Consider the following 11062-nt stretch of genomic DNA (forward strand, 5'->3'; position numbering starts at 1 on the left):
TCTATGGAAACTACCTACGCTGACTGGTGGGAGCAATTTTCTACTATTAATAGACGTCAGCGCTTCCCTCATGCCCTGCTATTAATTGGCTCTCAACATGCAGGTATTATTGATTTTTCTTACAAAATGGCTACCGCGTTACTCTGTGCTCAAGAAGAAAAACCCTGCGGGGAATGTAAATCCTGTCGCTTAATGCGCTCAAAAGAGCATCCTGATTTATATTATTTACAACCTGAAAAAGCAGGCGGGATCATAAAGATAGATCAAATTAGGGAGTTACAGACTGTTGTATATAATTCGCCACAACTGGGTGACAAGCGTCTTATTATTATTCATCCTGCTGAAAAAATGAATGCTGCTGCTGCAAATGCTCTATTGAAACTACTTGAAGAGCCCCCGGAGTGTGTTATTTTTGTATTGATTGTTGAGCAGCTTAGCACTGTATTGCCGACGATATTGAGTCGATGCCAACAGTGGCACCTCTCACGCACTGAATCGTTACCTGTTGATTATTTGGCAATTGGCGAATGTTATACACCTGAAAGTGAACGGGGGAAAATTTTTAGCGAACTGCATACTATTCTCGGTGACTTACAGAATTTGGTAAGCCAAAAGATTTCGGTCTGTGGTTTGGCAGCAAAATGGGCCGCCTATGAATTAAATGATTTAATTTGGCTAATGTACTTAATTAATTCACAAATGCTTTACTATCATTTAATTGGTCTCTCTGAAGAGAAAAGTTCAACCAAACCATTGCAACATTTGTCGAAGTATTTTAAGCCGCCGCAATTGTTCCATCAAATAGATGAATTAAATAGCATTATAAGAAAATTAAATCAGAATACTTCCATCAATCAGCTATTGGTCTTAGAAAACCTATTATTAGGCTACTGCGCTATAAATTAATCTTTACAGAACTTGAAGTCGTTCTTTTATAAGATAAAATATTTCCCGGATAATTAATGGATTACTAAATCATGTCTACCACAGACCAAAAGATAAGCTGTTCTTTTAATGATAAAAACTCACTGTATCTTGCCTATATGCCATTTATTGAAAATGGCGGATTATTTATTCGAAACTATCAACATATTAAGCCAGGAACTTTTGTTATTTTGTGTATCTCTTTATTGAAGGAACCCCTAAACTATAAAATAAGGGCTAAAGTTATCTGGTCCACGCCAACTGGCGCTTTAGGGAATAGAGTTGCAGGGATTGGTTTACAATTTGTGGATGAAAATCATCAAGATTTTAGTAATAAAATAGAGACGTATCTCGCTAACATGCTAGAATCAATACATGCTACTGATACTATGTAAAAAATATGCTTGTTGATTCACATTGTCATCTCAATTTCATTGATTTAACCGATTTTAACAATGAGTTAGCTAATGTCATCATTGCTGCTAAGGAAAATGACGTTAAACATTTCCTGTGTGTTTGTGTTGAACTCAGTGATTATCCTATATTATGCAAATTGGCGGATAAGTATACGGACATTAGTATTTCTGTTGGGCTTCATCCTAACAGTGCAGTCGCCAGGGAGCCAGATGTGAGGACCTTGTGTCAACTCGCAGAACATCCTGCCTGCATTGCTATTGGTGAGACTGGGCTTGATTATTACCGCACTGAAAGTGTTCAGGCTCAAGAGCAGCAAAGAGAACGATTTCGTACGCATATTCATGCTGCATTGAGCTCTTCTAAACCACTAATTATTCATACACGTCAGGCAGCAGAGGATACGTTACTGTTGATGAGGGAGGAGAGGGCAAGTGAGGTAGGAGGGGTAATGCATTGTTTTGCTGAGGATTGGGATATTGCTCAGCGTGCTTTGGATTTGAATTTCTATATTTCTTTATCCGGTATTTTGACTTTTAAAAATGCCACAAATTTGCATGAGGTGGCTAAAAAAGTCCCTATGAATCGGCTATTAATTGAAACCGATTCTCCTTATCTCGCCCCAGTTCCCTATCGCGGTAAGCAAAATCATCCTGCTCTAGTTAAGCACGTGGCTATGGCATTAAGTGAGTTACGACAAGTAACCTATGAAGAAATTGCTCAACAAACAACAGATAATTTTTATCGGTGCTTCAATTTGTCGCCTGATTTAAAAACTCCGCTAAATGAGGGTTTCCCGCCTTAATTCTTTTTAACACGCTCTCAATCCAACTTAACATTCTGGCTCGTTATCCTTGAAACAGCTGCGCCATTTCAGGATGACGGGGTTGGCGGCGTTACAAAAAAACTTAATAACAGACAAATTAAAGAGCAAAAGAACAAGCCGAGTGCTAAAAAAATGCTGTGTTTTACAATCAAAATCCCGATACCACCACCGACAATCGCAGAACAAGTCATTCTAACGGTATTGAGAACCGCTGTGGCTGTTCCCGCTTGGTGTTGATAATCAGACAGGGCTAAAGCAAAAACAGGTGGATTTAATAAACTAACCCCTAAGTTGATGAGCAAAGTAGGAGCTAAACTCAATAAACTTAAACCCTGGAAGTAGAATAAGATAATCATTAGGCCTGAGCCGAAAACCATTAGTTCACTGGCTGTATGAATATTCCAAAACAGAGATTTTTTTTCGCGCAAGCGTATACCTAAATAGTTTCCCAGAATGAGAACAATGCCGTTACTTGCAAAAAGAATAGCAAAATTAAGAGGTGAAATTTTTAATTTATCGATGATGAGGTAAGCAGCGTTGACAATAACTATCATGACACACGAATAAGAGCTGGTAACAATAAAAACACTAATCCAAAAGCGTTTATGTTTTAATATTTCTTTATAAGAGTTCCATGACGTTTGCCATAGAAAACCAAAATCAGTTTTTTTTAGCCAGTAAGGGGATTCGCATAAGACATTTTCTGCAAAAACAAACAAAATGATACAGAGAAGACCTATTAAAATAAAAGTTGCTTGCCAACCATAATGCATGAAGATCAGGGAGCCTGCCAGCGGTGCAAAAATAGGTGATACTGAAACAATCATCGCAATATGAGATAAAATCCGGGCACGATCAGTGCTATCTTCTTCATCCCGAGAAGATGAAAAAGCAACGACATGAGCGCAGCATACAGTAAACCCTTGTAGTGCACGTGCCACAATGAGCATTTCAATATTCCTTGAAAAAATACATCCTAATGTGGCAACTAGGAATAGAATTAAACCAATACGCAAAGTTTTTCTGCGACCAAAATGGTCAATCAGCGGTCCCCAGAATAATTGAGAAAATCCAAAAATAAAAAAGAATAAGCTCAATGTTAACTGACCCAATTCATAACTTGTATTAAAATAGGCAGTAATTGCGGGTAATGCAGGCTGATATAAATCGAAAGTAAGCAAAGAAAATGCAGAAAGAGACCCTAAAAATAAAAAAGGTGTTTTTTTATGTGGTTGAGAAGATGCTTTATTCTGCATAGTTCTTACTTAAACTTGATACGGCAGATCTAATAGCTTAATTTAGAGCTTATTGTGATTTCAAATCAATTTTGTTGCCGTGTGGCTCAAGCAGTATTAAAAATCAAAAAAAGAAACTAATTATGGCGAATACAAAAAAACTATACATGGGTCTAATGTCGGGAACCAGCATGGATGGAGTTGATGCTGCTTTAATTGATTTAGAGAGAAATCAGTTCATAGCTGGACTTACTCGCCCTTATAGTGGGATAGCCAAGGATTTTCTCAATCAAGTTTTGTCAGAAGAATCATTGACTTTAAAAGCTGTCAGTCAGTTAAACACCCTATTAGGGAGGGAGTTTGCTCAAGCAAGCCTTGATTTGATGGAAAAAACAAATATATCAGCAGCTCAAATTAAAGCGATTGGAAGTCATGGCCAAACCTTGTGTCATGATGCGACTGCTGAAATTCCCTATACGCTGCAACTGGGCTGCCCTCATACTATTGCTGAGCGAACTGGCGTGACGGTTGTCGCGGATTTTAGAACTCGTGATCTTATTGTTGGGGGCCAAGGAGCGCCATTTGCCCCTATTTACCACCAGGCCCTGTTTAAAAATCATCACTTTCCCTTAGCTGTAATTAACATAGGCGGAATCGCTAATATTACTTATCTTGCTGATGAGTCAACAATTTATGGTTATGATATTGGCCCCGGAAATTGTCTCATGGATGCCTGGATCAAAAGACATCTAGGGCAGGATTATGATCGTAATGGGGATTGGGCAAATTCAGGTCAAATTATTGAACCTCTCTTGGAATCGCTTTTACATGACTTTTATTTTAAAAGAGAACTGCCTAAGAGTATTGGAAAAGAGTACTTTTCTCTCTTCTGGCTTGATAAGCATTTGCAATCCTCCTATTCCGCTGTAGATATCCAAGCAACATTGCTAATGCTAACTGCTCATACTATTGCTGAAGCAGTGAATAAGGAGCAACAACGTTCACAACAGGTATTAATCTGTGGTGGCGGGGCGCATAATCACGCTTTGCTACATGCTTTAAAAAAATTATTACCTACAACTCCTGTTGAGAGTACGCATGCTTATGGCATTAATCCCGATTTCATCGAAGCTCTCATGTTTGCTTGGCTGGCTGAAAAAACATTAAATAACATTCCTTTAGATATGAGGCAAATCACCGGTGCCAAGCATTTAGCAATATTGGGAACAATCTATCCAGCAGGCATTGACAAATGAAATTCGCTTGGGGTGTAATGTGCATTTTCCAATTTAACAAGAAGCTATTTTGAACGCACACCAATCAAATTATCAACATCCTGGCAAATTTACGGCGTACATGATTTTTTTATTGTCCGCGTCTTTTTACTTATATGAATTTGTTTTGCAGGTAGCCCCCAGCGTCATGGCTGAATCGATGATGAAAACATTTAAGGTAAGCGCTGCCGGCTTTGGTATTGTTTCTGCTTTCTATTTTTATGCCTATGCACCGATGCAGTTGCCCGCAGGATTATTATTTGATCGCTATGGACCACGTAAATTAATGACTTTTGCATTGGTTTTATGTGCAGTTGGCTCATTCTTTTTTGCATCAACCGATAGTTTATTTACAGCGGCTTTAGGACGTTTTCTAATTGGTATTGCCTCTGCATTTTCCTTTATAGGGGTATTAGTATTAGTGTCTCGCTGGTTTCCACCGCAACAATTTGCTCTTCTGGCGGGGATAGCACAGTTAATGAGCTCTGTAGGAGCTATGTTTGGGGAAATGCCTTTAGCTGCCCTTATTGCACAAGTGGGATGGCGAAATGCAAGTTTTATTTTGGCAGTAATTGGCTTAGCGTTAGCTGCGCTAATCTGGTGTGTTATTCGAGATTATCCTCATCAACCTACCCAAAGCCCTCCAAAGCGTCAATTTATTGATGAGTGGCATCGACTTGTTAGCGTCTGTAAACGTTCTTACACTTGGTTAACGGGTGCTTATGCGTTCTCAATTTGGACTCCAATAGCTGTTTTTGCTGCATTATGGGGTGTACCTTATCTACAGCAAAAATATCAAATTAGTGTCATTATGGCTTCTGGTTTATGTAGCATGATATGGCTGGGTATTGGTATAGGTAGTCCTTTGCTTGGATGGGTAAGTGATCGTTTTTATAGTCGCCGTTTAGCTTTAGCTCTCAGCTCTTTATTTGGATTAGTCGCCACATTGGTCTTATTGTATTTACCTAATGTGTCCATTAATTGGATGTATGCGGTGTTGTTTATGCTGGGGTTCGGTGCTGGTGGGCAAACGGTTAGTTTTGCTGTGGTAAAAGATAATAATCCGCCTGAATTAGTAGGTACAGCTTCAGGATTTAATAATTTGTCAGTGCTTGTTGGCGGGGCAATTTTTCAGCCGCTTGTAGGGGTGATTTTACATCATAGTAATGCCTGGTCACTAATGAATGGTATTCCAGTCTATTCCGTCGCAAGCTATAACAAAGCGTTATTAGTGATGCCGTTGTGCTTTTTGGCCAGTTTAATTATTGCAATGTTTATATTGAAAGAATCGCACCCAGGACATCACCAAACACCACAACATTAAGAAAAAAGAATTGTCTACGCCTGGCTTTGAGAAAGGGCCAGGTTTTGGCGGGGATTTTTTACTTAAAACCCGATTTGGGAGTGTTGTTTAAAGAGAAATGGAATAATATGCTAAGATTTCATTTATAACTTATCTCGCATATAAACCATGGAAACATACAGAGGTTTAAAAGTCACTACTAATTCAGATCAAGTCATCGATGATATTAATTATTTCCATAACCAGATATTGGGCTCTGGTAATAATGCCATCGCAATTCTTGATGCTGTAAAGAGAAATCCAGACAATCTGCTTTTACAGACTTATGCTGCAGCTTTTTATTTATATGCTCAGGAAAACGCGGCAACTGAAATTGCAGCAAATTATCTTTTACAAGCTGAAAAACAACTAAGGCAAGCAAATCTTCGCGAAAAATTGACTTATTATGCAGCACGAGCCTGGTTACGCTTGGATTATGCTGCTGCTATTACCTTGTTGACTACCATTATTGAACTTTATCCACGGGATACCTTAGCAATAAAATTTGCTGAATGGCTTTTTTATTGCAGTGGCCAGGCTTTTCAAGCGAAGCAATTTCTTGCACTTTGTGAAAGCTGTTCACAACATAATCAAGATGAGTCTCATTTTTTAGCGATCCATTCGTTTGCACTGGAATTATGTGGTCATTATCCTCAAGCCAAAGCTGTGGCTGAGCAAGCAATTGCGATGGGACCAATTACGCCCTGGAGTCATCATACCTTGGCTCATGTTTATCTTATGGAGAACGACATTAATGGCGGAATTAAGCGCCTGGAAGATTTGCGAAATAGCTGGACTAATATTTTACCACTTTTGAAAGGCCATAATACTTGGCATTTGGCCTTGTTTCATTTGGCAAATCGTGATGAAACAGAAACAATGAAGTTGTTCCCAGATATTTTTGGTACATTGCCTGATACATTATTAGAACAATTAGATGCCATTTCACTATTGTGGCGAATGGATATGGCTGGACTTCCACAGGAAGAATTACTTAAGAAGATTTTATTACATCTCGGTGTGCACCCCTTTGAATATTACATTGGTTTCAATAACGTCCATTTTATTTATTGTTTGGCTAAATTAGGAAAGACTGAACTTGCTGAGAAGGCAATAAAAGATTTGGAGTTATATATTAGTACGCTTCCTTTGGGTGCTGTACGTAATTTATGGAAAAATGTTGCTCTCCCTATGTGTTTAGGGGTTAATGCATTTGCTCAAAATAACTATCAACTCGCGGCTGAGAAAATAGACCCAATTATAGAAAATTGCTACCAATTGGGAGGAAGTGATGCGCAAACTGAACTGTATACACAGACTTATCTACTTAGTTTGTTAGGTAGCAAGCAAGAAGAGAAGGCAAAACAATTTTTTTCTAAACATTTATCGCACTATCGTAATACAGCTTTGGCTGATTATTGGTTTAATGAATGGTAAAATTATCGTTTTGCAGTCTCAACAGCTAATTCAGAGCGGACCAGAAAAGCCTTGGCCAGTTGTGTTAAATTCTCAAGCAGCCAGGCTGACATTGCTTTTTCTTGCGAGAGAATTTGCTGACAAACTTGCTTAGTCTCCAGGTCGTCAGCATTTTCTGCGGCAGTAATTAAAATTGTATAGGAAGCAATTTCAAGATTTTCAAAAACATAACTATCAATCGCCCCCTGTATAACTTCATCACAAGCAAGCATATTTCCAGCCATTTGACCTAGGCCTATCAATTTTGCAGAGAAATCTTTCAACACAGAAGAATGACTTCCCAAGCGCTTAATACAGTTTTCAAGTTGTTCTTTTTGAAAAATTGTTTCTTCCAAATGAAGCTTCATATGTTTTTTTAAACGAGGATAATTTTCCAAGCGAAATATTTGAGTCTTTAGCATTTGCTCTGATTGCTGTTCCATTGCATGGGCATCACGCAACCAATGCAATAAAAGCCCATTTCTTGTTGTCATGAGGATTCTCCCTATTCCTACATAAGCGAAAGAAATTTGTAATTAATTTTTAAGTTAAAATAATTATCAGTCCTTTAATTATAGAAGATCCTATCTATTTTTTTCATTTTGCTATACTTAAAGAAGTTAATTTATTTAGGAAGTCCCCTAATCAAAATTGACAGATTAAGGAGATTGTGATGGAAGCAAAGAAATCTCATACAACGGCATCAAGTAAAGCACACAATTTTAATTCTACTTCTTCTAAAAATTTAAGAGAATCTCATCTTGGCGAGGCTACTAATGACTTCATTAATGATGGAAAAAGAGTAGCGAATGAACTCTATGAAGAAGGGAGAAACAGAATTTACGAAGTACAAAACAATATTAAAGACTATTCAAGCAAAGTCGCAGATAAAGTGTATGAAAGACCGATAACCTCTCTGCTTATTGCTGGTGGAATTGGATATATTTTATCTGCATTGTTTCACCGTCGGTAATTCAAAAGCAGCCTAATACTCTATAATCCATTTTTATGGGTTATAGATGTTTTTCTTTTAAAACAGTGAGAATAATTATAATAAAAATATAGAGAAAAATTGGTTTGATAATAAAATTAAAAACCATAATAAATTGCAGGAAAAGATCATTTGAATCCCATAGACTTTTTCCTAATTGATAAATACCCATTGCGTGATAGGGTTGTAGATACAAATATTGAGTGACTTCCTTAATAAGGGAAATTGCAACTAAAGTACAAAAAAATGCAATAAAATGTCGAATACCATATAAACAAATAAAAAAATTTCTCTTGTTCATGATTTGGGGGATTTCGTTGCAATTTCATATACGAACTTGCCATAGCGAGTTAATAAAATATTGTTTGGAATCACTGTAATTTTTAATAATTTTGAAATCGCTATCGTCTGCCAATGCGCTTATTTGCGATTCCAGATATTTATAAGATGATTCAACATGAATTGGTTCAAATTTTTGAAAGAAAAATGAACGGTCTAAAGCAGGGATAGAGACTTTCTGTTCTTTAAGACTTATAAGATAACTTTCCATCGCTCCAAGATAAGCATTGTAAGTTTCATAGTGGCAAAATGTGTTTAAATCAAAATTAGCATCCAATTCTTTATTGATGCGTTTTAATAAATTTAAGTTAAAGTCACGTGTAAGACCCGCACCATCATTGTACGCTCGCATTAATACTTCAATATTTTTCCGCAAGTCAAAACCTATGAGAATATAGTCTCCCTCATGAAGCAAAGATCTGATTGCTTGTAAAAATTTTTTAGCGCCTGAAATGTCAAAATTACCGATACTTGAGCCTAAAAATAATACAAAGTTGCGTTTCCTGGAATTTAATCCTAACCATTTAAGACCATTAAGATAATCTGAGTTAAGAGCAACGATATTGAGCTTGGGGAGGCGTGTATGAAATTTAGCAATCAGACTCTCTAAATATTTTTTTGAAATATCTACAGTGTAATAAGTAAAGGCTAATTTATCCTTAATAAATTGATTAATCAGGATATTTGTTTTAATTCCTTCCCCAGGTCCGAACTCGATAAGATTAAAATCCTGGTCTTTACATAAATCGGATAATTCCTCTTTATAAGTAGTGAGGATTTCTAATTCACAGCCAGTTAAATAATAATCGGGATGATGGGTAATCTGATTAAATAACTCTGATCCTGAGGCATCATAAAAATATTTCGAAGGGATTTGTTTATTCTCACATGAGAGTCCCTTTAAAACATCATGCATAAATTCCTGCTGATCATTTGCTGCTGTCTGGTAATCTTGTAAAGTCTGAATTTTAGCGCTCATTAGGCTTCTCCTTTGAGATTTGCTGCTAAACGAATTCCGCTAAATTGCCAGCGTTTTTCAGGTTGGAAAAAATTACGGTAGCTTGCTCTGATGTGATTTTGTGGTGTTACACAGCAGCCTCCACGTAAAACAAGTTGATTGCTCATAAACTTGCCATTATATTCACCCAGACTACCATCCATCGCTTTGTAGCCTGGATAAGGTGTGTAAGGACTAGCAGTCCACTCCCAGAGATCCCCAAAGAATTGAGATGGATTATTTTTTTGATACACACAAGCTTGCGGATGGTATAAACCACTTTCCAGGAAATTTCCTTGTTCCGGGGAAAGTCCAGTTTTCGTTACAAAGTGCTCCCATTCATCTTCTGTAGGTAAACGACAACCACGCCATTTAGCATAAGCATCAGCTTCGTAGTAACTGACATGCGAAACAGGTTCGGCAAGATGTAATTGTTTTAGTCCACCTAAGGTAAAAATATGCCATTCATTATCAATTTTTTGCCAATATAAAGGGGCTTCGCAATGATGTTGCTGAAGCCAATCCCACCCATCCGCAAGCCACCAACGTGGATCATGATAACCGTTATCCATTATGAATTCTAAATATTCACCATTAGTGACTAATTGTGATGCAATTTTAAAGGGTTCTAAGATTTTTTTATGTCGGGGTAGTTCATTATCAAAACAAAAATCAGTTCCGTCATAACCAATCTCAACGATATCTCCGGCAACTTCCATCATTGTTTTAATTATTTCTTTGTTAATCTTTTCTTCTTTAGGTCTTGATACGATTTGATAGCAGGGAAAATCAGGATCTCGAGAAAAGTTATGTTTAATGTCCATTAAAAGTAATTCTTGATGTTGTTGTTCATGTTGCAATCCCCAGCTAAGTAACATTTTGATGGTAGATAGTTCGCTCTCTGGCAAACGTTCAAGTAAAGATAAAATATGATCATTAATATACTGACGATAGTCATAGATAATTTTAACGGTAGGTCTTGATAATAACCCGCGTTCTGGACGTAGATAAGGTTGACCGATTGTCTGATAATAGGAATTAAATTTATAGTTAAAAGAGGGATGAAAGGTTTTATAACTGTTTAAGTAAGGACTTAGGATAAATGTTTCAAAAAACCATGTCGTGTGTGCCAAATGCCATTTAGGTGGACTCACATCAGGCATGCTTTGAATAACATAGTCCTCAGTAAATAATGGCTGGCATAATTCTTCTGTTTTCTGCCGCACATCCTTGAACCTTTGAGCAAGTTCTTCTTTTACCATCAA

12 protein-coding genes are annotated in these 11062 nt (G+C 37.2%); 7 read left to right on the forward strand and 5 right to left on the reverse strand.

Features of this window, described 5'->3' with window-relative positions; translation table 11 throughout:
- Positions 1 to 3 precede the first annotated feature (3 nt).
- The 3 genes from holB (at position 4) to PXX05_RS05395 (ending at position 2143) form a co-directional block, all read left to right on the forward strand.
- Positions 4 to 906 (forward strand): DNA polymerase III subunit delta', encoded by a 903-nt coding sequence (gene holB / locus PXX05_RS05385; RefSeq protein ID WP_275090037.1) that lies wholly within the window; start codon positions 4 to 6, stop codon positions 904 to 906.
- Between the two features lie 71 nt (positions 907 to 977).
- On the forward strand, positions 978 to 1319 hold the full coding sequence (locus tag PXX05_RS05390) for a PilZ domain-containing protein (protein WP_275090038.1): 342 nt from the start codon (positions 978 to 980) through the stop codon (positions 1317 to 1319).
- Between the two features lie 5 nt (positions 1320 to 1324).
- Positions 1325 to 2143: a TatD family hydrolase gene (locus PXX05_RS05395; protein WP_275090039.1), complete on the forward strand. Its 819-nt coding sequence runs from the start codon at positions 1325 to 1327 to the stop codon at positions 2141 to 2143.
- Between the two features lie 68 nt (positions 2144 to 2211).
- Here PXX05_RS05395 and PXX05_RS05400 read toward each other — a convergent pair whose 3' ends face one another.
- Positions 2212 to 3420, reverse strand: coding sequence for a multidrug effflux MFS transporter (locus tag PXX05_RS05400; RefSeq protein ID WP_275090040.1), 1209 nt, complete (start codon positions 3418 to 3420; stop codon positions 2212 to 2214).
- Positions 3421 to 3590: 170 nt separating this feature from the next.
- On the opposite strand from PXX05_RS05400, the gene PXX05_RS05405 reads away from it, so the two are divergent.
- The 3 genes from PXX05_RS05405 to PXX05_RS05415 all read left to right on the forward strand — a co-directional run bounded on the left by PXX05_RS05405 (position 3591) and on the right by PXX05_RS05415 (position 7452).
- Positions 3591 to 4655 (forward strand): anhydro-N-acetylmuramic acid kinase, encoded by a 1065-nt coding sequence (locus PXX05_RS05405; RefSeq protein ID WP_275090041.1) that lies wholly within the window; start codon positions 3591 to 3593, stop codon positions 4653 to 4655.
- A gap of 100 nt (positions 4656 to 4755) precedes the next feature.
- On the forward strand, positions 4756 to 5997 hold the full coding sequence (locus PXX05_RS05410) for an MFS transporter (protein WP_275090468.1): 1242 nt from the start codon (positions 4756 to 4758) through the stop codon (positions 5995 to 5997).
- Positions 5998 to 6144: 147 nt separating this feature from the next.
- On the forward strand, positions 6145 to 7452 hold the full coding sequence (locus PXX05_RS05415) for a tetratricopeptide repeat protein (RefSeq protein WP_275090042.1): 1308 nt from the start codon (positions 6145 to 6147) through the stop codon (positions 7450 to 7452).
- Positions 7453 to 7454: 2 nt separating this feature from the next.
- Here the strand turns inward: PXX05_RS05415 and PXX05_RS05420 are convergent, their stop codons facing one another.
- Positions 7455 to 7964, reverse strand: coding sequence for a ferritin-like domain-containing protein (locus PXX05_RS05420; protein WP_275090043.1), 510 nt, complete (start codon positions 7962 to 7964; stop codon positions 7455 to 7457).
- A 179-nt stretch (positions 7965 to 8143) separates the two neighbouring features.
- On the opposite strand from PXX05_RS05420, the gene PXX05_RS05425 reads away from it, so the two are divergent.
- On the forward strand, positions 8144 to 8443 hold the full coding sequence (locus tag PXX05_RS05425; protein WP_275090044.1) for a hypothetical protein: 300 nt from the start codon (positions 8144 to 8146) through the stop codon (positions 8441 to 8443).
- A gap of 40 nt (positions 8444 to 8483) precedes the next feature.
- Here the strand turns inward: PXX05_RS05425 and PXX05_RS05430 are convergent, their stop codons facing one another.
- From PXX05_RS05430 to egtB, 3 genes are read right to left on the reverse strand one after another with little or no spacing between them, the layout of a single operon-like run.
- The gene (locus PXX05_RS05430) at positions 8484 to 8762 is read right to left on the reverse strand and encodes a hypothetical protein (protein WP_275090045.1); all 279 of its coding nucleotides are present in this window, start codon (positions 8760 to 8762) and stop codon (positions 8484 to 8486) included.
- A gap of 24 nt (positions 8763 to 8786) precedes the next feature.
- Positions 8787 to 9779, reverse strand: a complete 993-nt coding sequence (gene egtD / locus PXX05_RS05435; protein ID WP_275090046.1) for an L-histidine N(alpha)-methyltransferase — start codon at positions 9777 to 9779, stop codon at positions 8787 to 8789.
- On the reverse strand, positions 9779 to 11059 hold the full coding sequence (egtB, locus tag PXX05_RS05440) for an ergothioneine biosynthesis protein EgtB (RefSeq protein ID WP_275090047.1): 1281 nt from the start codon (positions 11057 to 11059) through the stop codon (positions 9779 to 9781). The genes egtD and egtB overlap by 1 nt, the downstream gene beginning before the upstream one ends.
- Positions 11060 to 11062 lie beyond the last annotated feature (3 nt).

This window comes from Legionella cardiaca, from assembly GCF_029026145.1.
Lineage (GTDB): Bacteria > Pseudomonadota > Gammaproteobacteria > Legionellales > Legionellaceae > Tatlockia > Tatlockia cardiaca.

Excerpts from the sequence above, each read along its gene's own strand:
- holB (WP_275090037.1), top strand. The coding sequence starts at position 4 with ATGGAAACTACCTACGCTGACTGGTGGGAGCAATTTTCTACTATTAAT.
- PXX05_RS05390 (WP_275090038.1), top strand. The coding sequence starts at position 978 with ATGTCTACCACAGACCAAAAGATAAGCTGTTCTTTTAATGATAAAAAC.
- PXX05_RS05395 (WP_275090039.1), top strand. The coding sequence starts at position 1,325 with ATGCTTGTTGATTCACATTGTCATCTCAATTTCATTGATTTAACCGAT.
- PXX05_RS05400 (WP_275090040.1), bottom strand. The coding sequence starts at position 3,420 with ATGCAGAATAAAGCATCTTCTCAACCACATAAAAAAACACCTTTTTTA.
- PXX05_RS05405 (WP_275090041.1), top strand. The coding sequence starts at position 3,591 with ATGGATGGAGTTGATGCTGCTTTAATTGATTTAGAGAGAAATCAGTTC.
- PXX05_RS05410 (WP_275090468.1), top strand. The coding sequence starts at position 4,756 with ATGATTTTTTTATTGTCCGCGTCTTTTTACTTATATGAATTTGTTTTG.
- PXX05_RS05415 (WP_275090042.1), top strand. The coding sequence starts at position 6,145 with ATGGAAACATACAGAGGTTTAAAAGTCACTACTAATTCAGATCAAGTC.
- PXX05_RS05420 (WP_275090043.1), bottom strand. The coding sequence starts at position 7,964 with ATGACAACAAGAAATGGGCTTTTATTGCATTGGTTGCGTGATGCCCAT.
- PXX05_RS05425 (WP_275090044.1), top strand. The coding sequence starts at position 8,144 with ATGGAAGCAAAGAAATCTCATACAACGGCATCAAGTAAAGCACACAAT.
- PXX05_RS05430 (WP_275090045.1), bottom strand. The coding sequence starts at position 8,762 with ATGAACAAGAGAAATTTTTTTATTTGTTTATATGGTATTCGACATTTT.
- egtD (WP_275090046.1), bottom strand. The coding sequence starts at position 9,779 with ATGAGCGCTAAAATTCAGACTTTACAAGATTACCAGACAGCAGCAAAT.
- egtB (WP_275090047.1), bottom strand. The coding sequence starts at position 11,059 with ATGGTAAAAGAAGAACTTGCTCAAAGGTTCAAGGATGTGCGGCAGAAA.